This is a genomic window from Lactiplantibacillus pingfangensis (genome assembly GCF_005404945.1).
Classification (GTDB): Bacteria; Bacillota; Bacilli; order Lactobacillales; family Lactobacillaceae; genus Lactiplantibacillus; species Lactiplantibacillus pingfangensis.
On the sequence record NZ_BJDG01000002.1, the window covers coordinates 86727 to 104395 of the forward strand.

The following is a 17669-nucleotide window of genomic DNA, read 5'->3' on the forward strand; positions in this document are numbered from 1 at the left end:
GTCAGCAGGCCTAACAATTGAGTGGGCTGTGATATACTATGAAACGAAAGATTTTGAAAATAGACTTAGGGTGGAGAAAAAAGTCAAATGAGTGAAAATGAAGAGAAACTGACAATTGGCGCGCAACTCAAGGCTGCGCGGACGACTAAAGGATTGACGATTGATGATTTACAACAAATCACCAAAATCCAAAAACGTTATTTAATTGCAATTGAAGATGACCAATTTGATCAACTACCGGGTGATTTTTATGTCCGGGCTTTTATTAGACAGTATGCTGATACGGTTGATTTAGATGGTAATGAGTTACTGGAAGCGCATCGCGATGAGCTTCCTAAAACTGAATCTGAAGCCATTGTCAAAAATGTCGATGACGTTCAACCGACCCGGGCAAGTTCACGCGAACAACCAACCAGTCCGGCTGGGCGCGTTCGGAACTATTTGCCGACGATTATTGTCACTGGAATCGTCGTGGTGATTTTATTGTTTATTTGGTTTATGGCCGTTAAAACTCATGCTGGCGCTGGCTCGGCAACGAGTTCTAGCAGCTCCACGACAGAAGTTTCTAGTTCCAAAGCGACGAGCAGCAGCAAAATTGCCAGCTCAAAAGCAGCGGCTAGCAGTAGTAGTGCCGCGAAGGCCAGTTCTGAAAAGAAGTCTAAGGCCAACCAACAGACAATTAAGGCTAATGGTAGCAGTGATACGGCCTACACAATGACCAATGGGATCGACAAAAATAAAGTGACGGTTAAGGCGGCGAAGGCTGCTTGGATGTCGGTGACAACTGACGGCACACAAACTTGGCAAGGCACACTAACGGCTAATGGGACGCATGATGTGACATTGCCAAGTGGTGCCAAGACTGTCAAGTTCCAATTTGGGAATGCCACGTCGACGACCGTAACGATTAATGGCAAAAAATTTGATTTCAATCCAAACAATAGTACATCACAAGTGCGGACGATTACTTTAACCATTAAATAGACGTTACGGAGGAATACGAGTCATGAATTTACCCAATAAATTAACTGTTTTTCGAATTATTTTGATTCCAGTCTTTATCTTAATCATGGTCTTGCCATTGAGTTGGGGCCAAGTAGTTTGGGCTGGCACGACTATTCCAGTGACACAAGTCGTGGCGACGATTATTTTTGCCGTGGCGTCTTTAACCGATTTGGCGGATGGGAAGATTGCGCGTGGCCAACATTTGGTCACGAACTTCGGCAAATTTGCTGATCCCTTAGCCGATAAAATGTTGGTCATGACTGCCTTTATCATCTTAGTGCGCTTGAACATGGCGCCTGATTGGGTTGTGGCGATTATCATGTGTCGGGAATTAGCAGTGACCGGGTTGCGCCTGTTGATTGTTGAAAATAATGGTAAAGTTATGGCTGCGGCCATGCCTGGGAAGATCAAGACAACCACGCAAATGATTGCCATTATCTTCCTACTGTTGAATAACGTCTTCTTTGACGCCATCAACATTCCATTTGCATTAATTATGCTCTATATTTGTTTATTCTTTGTCATCTATTCTGGGATCGACTATTTCGTTCAAAATCGGGATGTCTTTGCGGATGGGTTTAAATAATGACAGAAGTTCACTGACTAGGTTACCTGGTCAGTGAATTTTTTTCGGTTCTTTTAGTGGTAGCGAGGGTTTAATTTCGTATATACTTAATGTAAGCAGAAACAAGTGTTACTAGGAGGTTCTTTAATTTTATGCAAGCAGAAATAATTGCGGTTGGGACTGAGATATTACTCGGTCAAATTACGAATACCAATAGTATGCATATCGCGCAAGGGTTGGCTGAACTAGGCATTGACAGCTATTATCAAACGGTGGTTGGTGACAACCCAGCTCGATTAGCCAGCGTGATTGAAATCGCGGCACAACGGAATGATTTGGTAATTTTGTCTGGTGGACTTGGGCCAACTAAGGACGATTTGACCAAACAAACCTTGGCGAAGTATTTAAACGTGCCACTTGTCGAAGATGAAGCGGCGATGCGTGCAATCGACGATTACTTTAAGACTACTGGTCGGTCGATGACAGCTAATAATCGGATTCAAGCGTTGTATCCGGCAGGCGCAACACCACTGACGAATCACAATGGGATGGCTGTCGGGGCCTTTTATCAGTCGCCTGATTCGGCGGACTTTTTACTATTACCGGGGCCACCGCGTGAAATGCGCAAGATGTTTGAGCTGGAAGCTAAGCCAAGATTGCAAGCGGCCTATGGACAACAAGCTCAGATTTATTCACGTGTGCTACGGTTCTTTGGCATTGGTGAATCAAAGCTAGTCACGGAATTGCAAGCGTTGATTGATGGTCAACAGGCGGTGACAATTGCCCCTTATGCGAAAACCAACGAGGTGACCTTACGATTAAGTGCGCAAGCCGATTCTAAACCGGCAGCGCAAGTCGCCTTAGACGAATTCGAAAAGCAAATTAAGGACAAGGTTGGTCGCTACTTTTATGGCTATGGCGATGATAATTCTTTAGCGAAAGTTGTCATTAAGACCATGATTGACCGTCAGTTGAGTCTCACGGCCGCTGAAAGTTTAACTGCCGGCGAGTTTCAAAGTACAATTGGCAGTGTTCCCGGGGTTTCGGCGATCTTTCCGGGTGGCTTTGTGACGTATGCGAACCGTGCCAAGCATCAATTAGTCAATGTGCCACAGACGACGATTGATCAGGCTGGTGTTGTTTCGGAGCAAACGGCGATTGCGATGGCGGATGGTGCACGGACGCAATTGGAGACAGAAGTCGCTTTAAGCTTTACCGGCGTCGCTGGGCCGGATGACTTAGAAGGTCAGCCAGCTGGGACTGTCTGGATCGGCTTGGCTTACCGTCAGACGCCGACCGTTGCGCGCCTGTACCATTTTGCTGGGGATCGCCAAAAGATTCGTGAGCGTAGTGTCATGGCTGGATTAGACCTATTACGGCATGCCTTAGCGGCAGAAAAACTGACTGAAAAATAAGCCGAACTTTTGTTCGCTTTTTGCTTGCTTTTCTGCGATTGAACAGCTATGATATTAAGAGTTAAGAGCGAGAACCAAAGGAGGAATTAATTTGGCTGATGCACGGCAAGCAGCACTAGATACTGCTTTAAAAAAGATTGAAAAGAACTTCGGAAAAGGCTCCATTATGCGAATGGGCGATGCGGCTCAAACCGAGATCTCGACCGTTTCCAGTGGGTCGTTAGCCTTAGATGATGCGTTAGGTGTTGGCGGGTACCCTCGCGGCCGAATCGTCGAAATCTATGGCCCAGAAAGTTCTGGTAAAACCACCGTTGCGTTGCATGCTGTCGCAGAAGTGCAAAAGCAAGGCGGAACAGCGGCTTATATCGATGCAGAAAACGCGTTAGATCCCGTTTATGCTGAACACTTAGGCGTTAATATTGATGACTTATTGCTCTCGCAGCCAGATACCGGGGAACAAGGGCTAGAAATTGCTGACGCGTTAGTTTCTAGTGGTGCTATTGACATCCTAGTAATTGACTCCGTGGCGGCGTTAGTGCCTCGAGCTGAAATTGAAGGCGAAATGGGTGATGCCCATGTCGGCCTGCAAGCACGGCTGATGTCACAAGCGCTTCGGAAGTTATCTGGAACATTAAATAAGACTAAGACGATTGCGTTATTTATTAACCAAATTCGTGAAAAAGTTGGGGTTATGTTTGGTAATCCCGAAGTGACACCAGGTGGTCGGGCTTTGAAGTTCTATGCCACGATCCGGTTGGAAGTTCGTCGTGCCGAACAAATTAAAGATGGGACAGATATTATCGGGAACCGTGTTCGCATCAAAGTTGTCAAGAACAAGGTTGCGCCGCCATTCAAACGGGCTGAAGTTGATATCATGTACGGGCTAGGAATTTCACAAACTGGTGAAATTGTTGATATGGCTGCTGACAAAGATATCATCAAGAAGAGTGGTTCTTGGTATTCTTACGGTGCCGATCGAATTGGTCAAGGTCGTGAGAATGCGAAGAAATACTTGGCTGAGCATCCAGATGTGATGGACGAGATTCGGACTAAAGTTCGAAACGCCTATGGCATGGACGCTGCGACCGATGATGAAGCCGAAGTGACTGATTCTAAAGCCAAGGCCAAGGGTAAAGCTAAAGTTGACGATCCAAGTACACTCGACTTGGAAGAGACACCTAAAGCTGAAAAAGAAACTAAATAAGGCTTAACTTAACGTCCAAAGCGGTTGCTTTGGGCGTTTTGTCGTCTAAATGAGTTCGTTTGGCTGCTTGCCGAGTACGGTTGAGCCTGCACTCACATAAGACTTTAAGTTGACACTACTTGTTTCAAACATTAGAATAACAAGTGTGTAAGTAATCAAAATATAACATCTGAAAATTTGTAGTTGATTTTATGTTAACTGGATTTTGGTGATGCGGAGGTGGAAACATGAATGTTTTCGGGTTAATCCTCGCAGTCATCGCAATTGTTGTCGGCTATGGGATTGGTTATGTCGTTCGTAAGAATATCCACGAAAAGGATTTGGACGTGGCCAAGAACACCGCTGAGGGTATTATTTCTGAGGCTAAGAAAGCAGCAGCGACTCAAAAGAAAGAAAAAGTCCTTGAAGCAAAAGAGGAGAGTCACCGCTATCGAACTGAAGTTGAAGGCGAGTTGAAGCAACGACGGAATGAAGTGCAAAAGCAAGAAGACCGTCTGTTACAACGCGAGGAAACTTTAGATCACAAAGAAAATACTTTTGAAAAACGCGAAGATGCTTTAGGCAAAAAGGAAGAAAAAATTGCCACAGAGCAAAAACGGGTTGAGCAACAGCAACAAAGTGCAGCTTCACTAATCACGCAACGTCAAGCAGAATTAGAAAAGGTTGCCGCCTTGTCACAAGACCAAGCGCGGGAACAGATTTTAACGCAAACGCGAGATCAATTAACGCATGAGCGCGCAGTGATGATCAAAGAGAGCACGGACGAAGTTAAGGCACAGTCTGAAAAGGAAGCTAAAAACTTAATTGTTCAAGCGATTCAACAGAGTGCTGCCGATATGGTCTCTGAGACAACAGTTTCGGTTGTGTCGTTACCTAATGATGACATGAAGGGCCGGATTATTGGTCGTGAAGGTCGTAATATTCGGACGTTAGAAACGTTGACGGGGGTCGATTTAATTATCGATGACACGCCGGAAGCGGTCGTTTTGAGTGGCTTTGATCCAATTCGGCGTGAGATTGCTAAGATTGCGCTCGAAAAATTGATTCAAGACGGTCGGATTCATCCGGCACGGATTGAAGAAATGGTTGAAAAAGCCCGTAAAGAAATGGACGAGAAGATTCGTGAAACCGGTGAACAAACGGTCTTTGACTTAGGATTGCATGGGATGCATCCTGATTTGATCAAGTTAGTCGGTCGGTTGAATTATCGGACAAGTTACGGACAAAATGTGTTGAATCATTCGATTGAAGTTGCGAAGTTAGCGGGTGTCTTGGCCGCTGAACTTGGTGAAGATGTTACTGTAGCGAAACGCGCAGGGTTATTACACGATATTGGTAAGGCCGTCGATCACGAGATCGAAGGTTCCCACGTTGAAATTGGCGTGGAATTGACAACAAAGTACAAAGAAAATCCAGTGGTAATTAATACCATTGCTTCTCATCATGGCGATGTTGAAGCAAAATCAATTATCGCTGTGTTGGTTGCAACAGCTGATGCTATATCTGCTGCTCGGCCAGGCGCTCGGAGCGAGTCGTTGGAAAATTATATTCATCGACTTGAAAAACTTGAAGCGATTGCCAATGATGAGGATGGCGTCAAGAAGAGCTATGCAATTCAAGCCGGTCGTGAGATTCGGGTTATCGTTAAGCCAAAAGAAATTTCTGATTTACAAGCAACAGTTTTGGCACACGATATTAAAAAGCAAATTGAAAATGAACTTGAATACCCTGGACACATTAAAGTTACGGTTATTCGGGAAATTCGAGCAGTTGATTACGCAAAGTAAACAACTGATGAGTCTGAGACTTTGGTCTTGGGCTCTTTTTTTATGTTCTTACTTTGAGGACTTCCGAGTTTAATTTTTAAATTGCAAGCTTTAATTGGCTGACTGTCCAATCTAGATCGGCTTGAAACGCCTTTAAAGCAACGTGCCAAGATTCTAAGCTAGTCTTTTCATGGGGCGCGATCTATGATGACTGTAATTTTAAAAGGGGAGGTCCTGGCAATGCGTTTTGGGGAGAGATTAAAGCAGGCAAGACTCGCACAACAGCTTACCCAAAAAGCTGTGGCGGAACAGTTACATGTTTCACGCCAGACGATTTCGAGTTGGGAGACTGAGCACAGTTATCCAGACATTGATAGTTTGTTACGGTTGAGTGACTTGTACGGACTGTCGTTGGACACGTTATTGCGAGAAGACACGGGGATGACCGACTATTTACGACGGCAAGATGTGCACCAGCAATTACGACCGGTTCAATTAGCACTGCGTGTGATGGCGGTGGCTTACATCGTATTGATGGCGATCAACTTGTTATGGCCGCGATTAAGATTGATGAATCCGATTGTCAGCCTAGTCTTTTTAGTGGGTTTATACGCTTTGAATTATTTAATCAAGTTTAATCAGCATTTTGGGTTGGAAAAACGACCACTGTTTCGGGAACGCCATCGTTGGTTTAATTTGTATGGGGGGTTGCTATTTGGTTTTATTTTAGGCTTGGGCTTGGTGAGCAGTCTGAAACAGCTGTTAACTTGGGCGGCGAGCCCGTTGATTCTGATTGGTGTGGCGGGACTATTCTTTTGGCTGATCGTCAGAGTGGATAAGGTTGAGTGAATAAGTTGCGTGTCATTCAGGCCATACTTGAGCTAAGTATGCGTCTGGATTTTTATTTTGGCCGAAAATGGTCGGTGCAACCGTGGCTTTTATTATGAACCCTAGGCCACTTTTTACCCCAATTAATGCTAAAATAATGATTATAACGTTAAAACAAGGGAGCAACATATGCGAATTTTATTTGTCGGCGATGTCATGGGTGAGGTCGGTCAGAATGCGATTGCGACGTACTTACCAAAATTAAAGCGGCGCTATAAGCCACAAGTGACGATTGTCAATGGTGAGAATGCCACTAAGGGTCGCGGTATTAATCAAGAAGTTTATAAGAACTTTTTAACCGCTGGTGCGGATGTCATTACGATGGGTAACCATACTTGGGATAATAATGAAATTTTTGATTTCATTGGGGATGCCAAGAAGCTGGTGCGACCATTAAACTTCCCAACTGAAACGACCCCTGGGGCTGGTTATACGATGGTGAACGTTAATACGGAAAAGTTAGCGGTCATTAATTTGCAAGGTAACGTGTTCATGGGGCAAAACTTGGCCAATCCATTTTTAACCGTGGCACCGTTAATCAAAGAATTACGCCAACAGACGCCAAATATTTTTATTGATCTACATGCGGAAACCACTAGTGAAAAAGAAGCCATGGCCTGGTACTTGGATGGTCAAGTTAGTGCGGTCATTGGGACACATACGCATGTTCAGACGAGCGACAATCGGGTCTTACCAGATGGCACGGCCTTTTTAAGTGACGTTGGCTTTACTGGCCCTTATAATGGGATTTTGGGCATGACCCGTGAAAATGTGATTGGTCGGTTCCTTGAACAAATGCCGACCCGTTTTAATGTTCAGGAAGATAGCCCGGCAGTGTTATCGGGCTGCGTTATTGATGTTGATGGTAAAACCGGGCACGCCAAGAAGATCCAACGCATTTTAATTAACCCGGACCATCCTTATTTTGATGATTAATTTGAGATAGAAAGTAGGAACTAAGTTGCCACAAAAAACGAGTGATACGCCGATGATGCGTCAATATTTCTCGGTGAAAAATCAATATCCAGACGCATTTTTATTCTATCGGCTGGGTGACTTTTATGAAATGTTTTATGATGACGCCATCAAGGGTGCCCAATTATTGGAATTAACGTTGACGACTCGGAACCATTCTGCCGCCAATCCGATTCCAATGTGTGGGGTCCCACATCGTGCTGTCCAAAATTATATTGATATTTTAGTCGATAAAGGGTATAAAGTGGCCATTTGTGAACAGATGGAAGATCCTAAGTTGGCTAAAGGCATGGTTAAGCGAGAAGTCATTCAGTTAGTCACGCCCGGAACGACGCTAGAACGCGGTGCTGAGCAGGCTAAATCGAATAATTATTTGACCGCTTTGATTCAAAAGGACGGTCAATTTGGCTTTGCCTATGCAGATCTTTCTACTGGGGAACTGAAGACCAGTTTACTCACGACCAACGATACCTTGATTAATGAAATTACCAGTCTCCAAACGAAAGAGATTGTGGTGGATGAGTCGGTGACGACTGAACTGCGTGATCAAATTAAAGCCTTGGGCATTTTGGTTTCTGAACAAAATCAGGTTGCCGCCCAAGCAGAACTCAGCTATTTGACGCAAGACTTGACCGTTGACTTAGAAACGCAAGTTGTTGAACATTTGTTGATGTATATTAACGTGACTCAAAAACGGAGTCTCGCTCATTTACAAAAAGCGATCGCTTATGAACCATCATACTTTTTGAAGCTGGATCATAATTCTAAGTATAATTTGGAATTAATGCGTTCAATTCGAACGGGCAAAAAGCAGGGAACCCTACTGTGGTTGCTTGATGAAACCAAGACAGCCATGGGTGGTCGGTTATTAAAACAATGGCTCGATCGGCCGTTAATTGTAAAACAAGATATTGAAACGCGCCAAAATAAAGTGGCCGCCTTATTAGATCACTATTTTGAACGCAATAATTTACAGGCAGAACTAGTCAAAGTGTATGACTTGGAACGATTGGCTGGTCGCGTGGCGTTTGGTAGTGTCAATGGTCGGGATTTAATCCAATTGAAGACCTCATTGCGGCAAGTGCCGAAGATTAGCTATATTTTGTCAGAATTGGACGACAAAGTCTTTACGGATGAAGTTAGCCATCTGGACCCAGTCGAAGACGTGGCTGATCTGATTGACCGTGCGATTGTTGAAGAAGCCCCGTTATCGGTCACGGATGGTGGGGTCATCAAAGATGGCTACGATGACCAATTGGATAAGTACCGTGATGCGATGAATAACGGGAAAAAGTGGATTGCGGCGTTAGAGGCAAAAGAACGTGAAGTGACGGGGATCAGAAACTTAAAGATTGGCTTTAATCGGGTCTTTGGCTACTACATCGAAGTGACTAAAGCGAATTTGGCCCAATTGCCAACGGATCGTTATGAACGTAAGCAAACGCTCACGAACGCCGAACGGTTCAGCACACCAGAACTGAAAGAACATGAGAGCCTGATATTAGAGGCTGAGAGCCATTCTACTCAGTTAGAGTATCAACTCTTCACTAAGGTACGAGAGACCGTTAAAGGGGCGATTAAACGTCTTCAGACGCTAGCCAAAGCAGTGGCGGCGATTGATGTGCTGCAAAGCTTTGCGGTCGTCAGTGAAGACTATCGTTTCGTACGGCCAACTTTGACTAAAACCCATGAGTTAAACATTGTGGATGGTCGCCATCCCGTGGTTGAGAAGGTGATGGGCAATCAAAGTTATGTGCCAAACGATGTGAAGATGACGCCTGAAGAAACGGTACTGCTCATTACTGGACCTAACATGTCTGGTAAAAGTACCTACATGCGGCAGTTGGCGTTAACGGTGATTATGGCGCAGATGGGCTGTTTTGTGCCGGCCAAGGAAGCCCAGTTACCAATCTTTGATCAAATTTTTACGCGGATTGGGGCAACCGACGACCTGATTTCGGGTCAGAGTACCTTTATGGTGGAAATGCAAGAAGCCAATAATGCCTTGCAACATGCAACAGCGAACAGTCTGATTTTATTTGATGAAATCGGGCGTGGGACGGCGACCTACGATGGCATGGCGCTCGCGCAAGCGATTATTGAGTTTGTGCATAACCATATTCATGCGAAGACCTTATTCTCAACGCATTATCATGAATTGACGGCCTTGGATCAAGAACTCAAGGGGTTACGCAACGTGCATGTCGGCGCGACAGAACAAAATGGCGAGCTAGTCTTTTTGCATAAAGTCGAGCGCGGTGCCGCTGATAAGTCTTATGGGGTGCACGTGGCAAAGTTAGCCGGGATGCCTGATGATTTATTGAAACGGGCGAATACGATTTTAACTAGCTTAGAAAGCCAGACAAGCACGGTTTCGGTTACCGGGACCGGGGTGCAGCCAGCGACTAACCCGGTTGCCGACCTTGCAACTGAACCGACGGCTGATGAACCAACGCAGGCAATGGCTGTCACGCCTGCAGAACCAGCGGTGGTTGCTGCCGAGCCAGCACCCGAAGAACAATTGTCGTTATTTAGTGAACCATCGTTGACTGACCCTAAAGGTGAGAAAGTCTTGCAACAATTGAAGACGTTGAACTTGATGGCAATGACCCCGATGGACGTCATGAATCAGTTATACAAGTGGCAACAAAAGTTAGGTCATTAAAGTAAAGGAGCCGATGACAATGGCAAAAATCCATGAATTATCATCCGTTTTGGCGGATCAAATCGCCGCTGGGGAAGTTGTGGAACGACCGGCATCGGTAGTTAAAGAACTGGTTGAAAATGCGCTGGATGCCCATGCGACCCAGATTGATGTGTTAGTTTTAGAATCTGGGGTGCAATCAATCCGGGTGATTGATGATGGTGAGGGTATTGCGGACGACGACGTCTTAACCGCGTTTAAGCGCCATGCAACGAGTAAAATTACGTCGCGGGCGGATTTGTTTCGCGTCCAATCACTCGGGTTTCGTGGTGAAGCCTTGCCAAGTATTGCGTCAGTGGCGGATGTGGTTTTAAACACGAGTACGGGTACGACTGGGACAAGTATTCATTATCGTGGCGGTAAGTTGTTGAAACAAGCGCCCGCACCGTTGCGCCAAGGGACGGATATTACGGTAACCGACTTGTTTTTCAATACCCCGGCGCGGCTAAAGTATTTGAAGTCACCGCAAACTGAACTGGCGAATATTGTGGACATCGTCAATCGGTTAGCCTTGAGCTATCCGGCCGTGGCATTTCGCCTCGTCCACAATAGTAAAGAGTTACTGAAAACTGCTGGTCGTGGTGATTTGCAACAAGTGATTGCCGGCATTTATGGCGTTCAAAATGCGCGGAAAATGGTGGCGATTGAAGGGACGACCGCTGATTATCGGTTGTCGGGTTACGTGGCGCTACCAGAATTAACGCGTGCCAGTCGGCAGTACATCACTATTTTGATTAATGGGCGGGCGATTAAGAATCAGCTGTTAACCAAGGCAGTTATTAAAGGCTATGGCTCAAAATTAATGGTCGGACGATATCCGATTGCGGTAATTGCCCTCGAAATGGACCCCTTGCTAGTGGATGTCAATGTGCACCCGACTAAACAAGAAGTACGCCTGAGTAAGGAACCAGAGTTGGCCAAGCTGATCAGCACGACGATTACCGACCGACTCGCAAACGTGAACTTAATCCCGTCAGCATTGACCAATTTAGGGAGTCACCGGCGTGAGCGGCTAAACACGGACCAGTTGGCGATTGACTTGAACGCGGCGTCTTCGCAACATCAGACGACGGCGCAACCGTCAATGAGCCAAGTGGCACCGTCAATGGCCGCGGCGGCGACTGAAATGGCGGCGGAAGTTTCGGTCTCGGCAGCACCTGAGCCGTTATCGGCGGCGACACCTGAAAGGACGCCAGCTGAAAGCCAGCCAATCATGATTAGTGATGCGCGTGAGTTAGATAATACGGCCGTGGCGGCCTTTGATGACCGCTATCAGGCTGAAACCGTCGACTTACCATTTGGTGTTGCGACTCCTGAAAAAACACTCGCGATTGAGCCAGTAACAAAAGCGACTAGCACACCAGCCACGGCTGAACGGTTTCCGGCGTTGCGTTACTTGGGCCAAATGCATGGCACTTATTTATTAGCCGAAGCGGATGATGGCATGTATATCTTGGATCAACATGCGGCGCAAGAACGGATTAATTATGAGTATTATCGCCAAGCCATTGGGGAAGTTAGCACTGATCAGCAAAACTTGTTAGTGCCAATCATTCTTGATTACCCAACTAGCGATGTGCTCAAAATCAAAGAACAGTTGCCACTGTTAGCACAACTCGGACTCAAGCTAGAAGCCTTTGGTGGTAATAGCTTTATTATTCATTCGCATCCAACTTGGTTTAAAGCTGGTCAAGAAGAGGATACGATTCGCGAAATGATTGATTGGGTCTTACAAGATGGCAAGCTGACGGTCGCCCAGTTCCGTGAAAAATCTGCGATTATGATGTCGTGTAAACGGGCCATCAAGGCTAATCATCACTTAGATGATCAGCAGGCGCGGGCCTTACTAGAAAAATTACCGACTTGTGAAAATCCATTTAATTGCCCTCATGGTCGGCCAGTAACGGTACACTTCACCAATACGGATATGGAAAAAATGTTCAAACGAATTCAAGATAATCACATTTCACAAAACACGCACTGAGTAGCAATGAAACGTCCAAGTTAATTGGATGTTTTTTTGTTTAAAACGAAAGAAAGTGGCAGTCTTATGGTGTCGATAGGATGGTTACCACTTCCGGTTGGGACTGATAACATGCGGTCGTGGGACCGGGCCAAGCCAGGGTCGTCTTGGCCCTCGCCCGGAACGCTTGCAAAAAAGCGCAAGTGTCCCGGACCGTCCGTGTTATAACGTCGGCAAAAACGGCCGACGTAACAACACCATCACGACCGATGTTATCAGTCCCAACCTTCAGTTAATTATGACTAGCATGCACCACAAGGCTAATTAATGAGTGGCATGTGTTGATATAATTACATTTATATATAAACTTTGGTGTGTTAGAAAATTTCAGTTTGAAATTGGGGCTGTAGTTGTTTCGAGGCATGATTAATTATCTGAGTCAGATTTTAAAAGTCGCACTTTGATAATTTTTAGTAACTGAATTCCGGTGTAATCGAAGCGGAAAAAGTAGTTGTGGCTTTCAGATTAATCGTGATGAGGGTGGAATTTTGGGCTAATAAACCCAAGAGTGATTTTTGGTATAAAAGTTTTAAGTTTGTTCATAACTCATACGATAAAATCTTGATTCATGGTAAAATTAAACCATTATTTTACCGAAACTAATGGGGATCGTGGCGTGCTGCGATTTGATGAAGGGGACCAGAGTTTGATTAAATTACGAAAAATACCGCTATGGGTGACTTACACAGTGATGTTTGTCATTATTTGCGGTTTAACGTTTAGCAGTTTATTTTTGGCCGGTCGAACGTTGATTTGGGAAGTTGATGGGATTGCCCAGCATTTTCCAATCTTGTTAGAATTTCAAAGAATTCTACAAAGCAATCCGCTGAAGTTATTCAGTTGGTCCTGGAACTTGGGGTTAGGGGCTGACCAGTTAACCACGTTTGCTTATTATGTGGTGGGTGATCCGTTTAACTATTTGGTGGCATTCACCTCACGGGCGCACTTGGAGTTTACTTACCAGACCTTAATTATTTTACGACTCTATTTTGCGGGGTTGGCCTTTTTAGGTTTCAGTAAGCAATTTCATTTCAGCCGCTTGAGTCGGTTGATTGGGACTTTAACTTACACGTTTACCGCGTATACGTTTTATGTTGGCATGCACCACCCGTTCTTCATTTTGCCAATGATCTGGTTCCCATTACTATGCTGGGCGATTGAACGGGTTCTAAAAGGCAAAAATTGGCTACCGGTGACACTCATTACGGCAATGGTCATTACGAGTAACTTTTATTTTGCCTATTTGTTAGCCTTAGGCAGCGTGATTTACGCGTTTGTCCGCTTCTGGCAACTGAAACGTGAACAGCGCTTGTCCTTGCCGTTTATGACGCTATTTTGGCGTTTGTTGCTGGCGGTCATTTTTGGTGTGGCGATGTCTGGCGTGATCTTGGTACCAACAATCTTGTCAATGTTGCATGCAACTCGGACGAGTGTTAACTTCGCTAATGGCTTATGGACGTATCCGGTTAATTACTATATTAATTTGCCGAACCGTCTTTTGACAAATGGTGGGAGTGTGCAGTACTGGGTCACCCTAGGGTTAAGCAGCATCAGCTACTTGGGTGCACTATTTACCTTGAAACATTTCAAGCGCTATTGGACTTTAAATTGGGTCATTGTGGCCATGATGATTGGCATATTGGTACCCGGGTTTGCGGCGTTTTTCAATGTGTTATCGACACCTTCAAACCGTTGGCTGATGATGGCAACCTTGGTCTTTGCCTTAGCCACGATGATTTTCGTTGATGAGCTGGCTAACTTAACTGCTAGCGACTTAAAATGGTTGGCTGGCATGAGTGTTGGCCTATTAGCCATCATTTGGGTGATCAACGGCTTATACTTAAACATTCGCAAACATGATATTGCCACTTATTTAATTTTATTAGCCCTCGTTGGCTTGTTACTAGCACGACGTTCCTTGAATTTATCGTCGCGCCAGTTTAACTGGTTGTTATTAGGCCTAGTGACCTTAAATCTTGCCAATAATGGGCTGGGCTGGATGAGTATTAATACGAATTCCAACAGTACTGAACAGATTCGTAAAGGAACCGCCATGAAATGGGTGAAAGGTTATGTTGACGGGGCACAAACTGGCTTGTCAAAGACTGGCTTTTACCGGACCGCGCTCGGGCCAAATTATTACACGATGCGTTCCGCGGAAAGTGACGTCCCGATGGTTTTAGGCACACATACCGTGGGGTCCTATTTCTCTGTTCAAAGTGGTTATGTTGGCAAGTTATCTCAGGATTTAGGCAATTCAGAGTATGCGATGAATTCACCGCTTGGCACTTTGAATCAGCGGACAACTTTTAGCAATTTCTTAGGCGTTCGCTATTTATTTGCCCGTGAGGATCAGTTGAAAGGCCAAGCCTTGCCGAGTGGTTATCAAGTTGTCAAAACCAAGCAAGGTGAACCGAAGATCTATGCGGATAAATTTATTTATGGGTTGAGTAACCATACTGGGACCGTGTTGCTGGAGTCAAAACGAGCACTGCCATTGGTTTATACCCAAACCCAACAATTTTCGCCGAAAACCTTTGCCAAATTAGCGGCGACTGACCGCGAACAGGCCCTATTGCAAGGGGCAATGACGACAACTAAGGCTAAAGGGGTCAAAACAGTTACCCCGAAGGCTAAGAGCGAGAACGTTGATTACACCGTGCAACTGGACGATACGACCATGTTGGATTCAACTGACAAAGTGATCATTTATCGAAACCAGCATGCCACCGGTAGTTCGAACAATGTGTTAAGCAAACTGCCTGCAGATACGATTATTTTGACCCCCGAGCAGCGAGAAAGCTTAACGCCTGCAACTGGGATGACGAAACCGTCACAACACTTATTAAATTTAATCGCGGCGAATGAGGAGATCTTCAACGAAGACGCCGAAATTAATAAAAATGGTCTCAAACAAATGACCAGTGATATTCAGGGTAATCAATTACCTTATAATTTAACGATTACCCAGCCTAAAAAGTATCGGAATACTGAATTATATTTGGTGCTTGATGGGATTAGTTACAATAATTCGTCGATTAAATACGCCATGACGACTGGTAATCGCAATGCCGTGTTTGCAAATCGACCGAATACGAAGATTGATAAGTTGAACCGGTTGCGTGATGGCTTGAAGGGCAATCTAAGTGCCAGTGGGTACAGTTTGACTGCGCAAACGACGGATAACTTAGCGACCTTTAACCAACTTGGCACGACCAACATGTCTGACTATGAAGCACGAACCTCGGCAGTAATTAATCTTGGCTATAGCAAACATGCGCGTGAAAAGATTGTTTTAAACTTTACTCAGGTTCGTGATTTGACCTTCAAGTCGGCAAAATTAGTGGCAGTGCCTTTCGGAAAGTCTTACACGGCTCAAACGACCAAGCTGCAAAAACAAGGTTTGAAAAATATGCAGGTCACGGCCAACCAAGTGACCGGGACGACAACGAACAGTCAGGCGAGTGTCTTGACGACCAGTATTCCGTATTCAACTGGTTGGCAATTACAAGTTGACGGTAAATCTGTGAAAACGCAAGTTGTTAATGATGCGTTTGTCGGCGCGCGCTTATCTGCTGGCAAACACAGGATTAAGTTGCGTTATACCACGCCAGGCCTAAAATTAGGAACTTGGTTAGCTGCAGCGAGCTGGATAATTGTACTTGTGCTAGCGGGCTGGTTTGGCTGGCGTCATTTGAAGTCAAAACGTCAAAGTTAAGCTAAGTCAACTTAAAAGCAGTCTAAAAAAATAACGACTGACCCGTGCCTGAGAATGAACTCAGGTCTGGGTCAATCGTTTTTTTTTATCACTACGCGGGTTGAAAAGCCGTTATTTGGTTGCGAGTTGAATTAAATGCGTTGGCACGGTGACGGGCGTTTTAAATTTGGCCCATTCACTGTCGGCGACTAACATGACCAGCGGTGTACTTGTCGTGGTGAGCCAAGTTTTCCTTGGTGCGACGGGGGTTAACGCTTCGGTGATGTCGGCATTAACGTCGGCTTCGGTGATTTGCCACAAACGGTGGGTCACGCCGGCTGGATCAGTCACTTCCAAGGCTTTTGGAAAGTGCCCAACCCAATCGTCAATCAACATTTCAATGACCGGTTGTTTGGGGTAGAGCACTGTATTGATGTCAGCGGGGACCATCGTGGAAACGGTCTGATTTTCAGGCCAACGGGCGATTAAGCGCCATTGATGGATACCGTTTTGGGTTAATTCATACCAATAATAACTATTACCGGTCTGAACGTGTTCGTCTTCGGTTGACCAAGTTGGGTCGTTGGTTTCAAGTTTAGTTAAACCGTCTGCATTTGGTAAGACGGCGGTAAAGGGTTTTAGCTGCAAAATTGCACCTCCATTGGCTTTGAGCATAGCATGTTCGGGGCCATTTGAGCAAGTGACGCCATCGGCATAAAATCGTCGGGCGAAAGCTATCAAGCAAGGTGTGGAATGTGGTACAATTTAGCAAGCAAACATACGTTTTATTAAAGGAGTCTTTGACCGTGTATGAATATTTTCTAGGCCAGATTACCGATGTGACCCCCAGCTTCGTTGTCATTGAAGTGGCGGGCATCGGTTATAAAGTATTAACGGCCAACCCTTATCGTTATGAAGTCGGCGCGGATGCTGTCAAAATGTTCATCCATCAGGCCGTCAGCGACAATGGCATGTCACTATTTGGTTTTTATGATGCCGACGAAAAGGCGTTATTCGAGAAATTGTTAAATGTTTCCGGGATTGGTCCGAAGTCAGCTTTGGCAATTCTGGCAAATAATGATCACGCCGGGCTAATTCAGGCGATCAATCAAGGGAATGCGACGTACTTAACGAGTTTTCCCGGGGTTGGTAAAAAAACGGCGCAACAGATTGTTTTGGATTTAAAAGATAAATTAACTGATTTAAATGGTGCAGTGGCGGGTCAAACGGCATTGGAAATGCCAACAGACCCAGCCGAAGGGGCTCTGGCCGATGCTTTAGCCGCGTTGGAAGCCCTGGGCTATTCGGCCCGTGAAATTAAGAAGATTACGAAACAATTGGAAGCCTTCAGTCAAGGCCAGTCAGTCGATACGAATGGCTTGTTAAGTGAAGGCTTGCGGTTATTGACTAAGTAGGAGGGATTAAGC

At 45.3% G+C, this 17669-nt stretch carries 12 protein-coding genes; 11 read left to right on the forward strand and 1 reads right to left on the reverse strand.

Going from position 1 to position 17669, the window contains the following annotated elements; genetic code table 11:
• The first annotated feature begins 87 nt into the window (after window positions 1–87).
• The 10 genes from FFM74_RS00815 (at window position 88) to FFM74_RS00860 (ending at window position 16263) form a co-directional block, all read left to right on the forward strand.
• A complete protein-coding gene (locus FFM74_RS00815) occupies window positions 88–984 on the forward strand; it encodes a helix-turn-helix domain-containing protein (protein WP_137624758.1) in 897 nt (298 codons plus the stop codon).
• 22 nt (window positions 985–1006) lie between these two features.
• On the forward strand, window positions 1007–1591 hold the full coding sequence (gene pgsA / locus FFM74_RS00820) for a CDP-diacylglycerol--glycerol-3-phosphate 3-phosphatidyltransferase (protein ID WP_137624759.1): 585 nt from the start codon (window positions 1007–1009) through the stop codon (window positions 1589–1591).
• Between the two features lie 131 nt (window positions 1592–1722).
• Window positions 1723–2985 carry a competence/damage-inducible protein A gene (locus tag FFM74_RS00825; RefSeq protein WP_137624760.1) on the forward strand — a complete coding sequence of 421 codons (1263 nt, stop codon included), beginning with the start codon at window positions 1723–1725 and terminating at the stop codon, window positions 2983–2985.
• A gap of 91 nt (window positions 2986–3076) precedes the next feature.
• Window positions 3077–4189, forward strand: a complete 1113-nt coding sequence (gene recA / locus FFM74_RS00830; protein WP_137624761.1) for a recombinase RecA — start codon at window positions 3077–3079, stop codon at window positions 4187–4189.
• A 227-nt stretch (window positions 4190–4416) separates the two neighbouring features.
• Window positions 4417–5976, forward strand: coding sequence for a ribonuclease Y (gene rny, locus FFM74_RS00835; RefSeq protein WP_137624762.1), 1560 nt, complete (start codon window positions 4417–4419; stop codon window positions 5974–5976).
• Window positions 5977–6195: 219 nt separating this feature from the next.
• Window positions 6196–6804: a helix-turn-helix domain-containing protein gene (locus tag FFM74_RS00840; protein WP_137624763.1), complete on the forward strand. Its 609-nt coding sequence runs from the start codon at window positions 6196–6198 to the stop codon at window positions 6802–6804.
• A 168-nt stretch (window positions 6805–6972) separates the two neighbouring features.
• Window positions 6973–7779 carry a TIGR00282 family metallophosphoesterase gene (locus FFM74_RS00845; RefSeq protein WP_137624764.1) on the forward strand — a complete coding sequence of 269 codons (807 nt, stop codon included), beginning with the start codon at window positions 6973–6975 and terminating at the stop codon, window positions 7777–7779.
• Window positions 7780–7831: 52 nt separating this feature from the next.
• Window positions 7832–10483, forward strand: a complete 2652-nt coding sequence (mutS, locus tag FFM74_RS00850) for a DNA mismatch repair protein MutS (RefSeq protein WP_414672064.1) — start codon at window positions 7832–7834, stop codon at window positions 10481–10483.
• Between the two features lie 19 nt (window positions 10484–10502).
• The gene (mutL, locus tag FFM74_RS00855) at window positions 10503–12506 is read left to right on the forward strand and encodes a DNA mismatch repair endonuclease MutL (RefSeq protein ID WP_137624766.1); all 2004 of its coding nucleotides are present in this window, start codon (window positions 10503–10505) and stop codon (window positions 12504–12506) included.
• 607 nt (window positions 12507–13113) lie between these two features.
• Window positions 13114–16263 carry a YfhO family protein gene (locus FFM74_RS00860; RefSeq protein WP_223877123.1) on the forward strand — a complete coding sequence of 1050 codons (3150 nt, stop codon included), beginning with the start codon at window positions 13114–13116 and terminating at the stop codon, window positions 16261–16263.
• 111 nt (window positions 16264–16374) lie between these two features.
• On the opposite strand, the gene FFM74_RS00865 is transcribed toward FFM74_RS00860, so the two are convergent.
• Entirely contained in the window at window positions 16375–16890 is a 516-nt protein-coding gene (locus tag FFM74_RS00865; protein WP_137624767.1) for a DUF1015 domain-containing protein, read from the reverse strand.
• Between the two features lie 158 nt (window positions 16891–17048).
• Between FFM74_RS00865 and ruvA the strand changes: the two genes are divergently transcribed.
• Window positions 17049–17657 carry a Holliday junction branch migration protein RuvA gene (ruvA, locus tag FFM74_RS00870; RefSeq protein ID WP_137624768.1) on the forward strand — a complete coding sequence of 203 codons (609 nt, stop codon included), beginning with the start codon at window positions 17049–17051 and terminating at the stop codon, window positions 17655–17657.
• The last annotated feature ends 12 nt before the right edge of the window (window positions 17658–17669 follow it).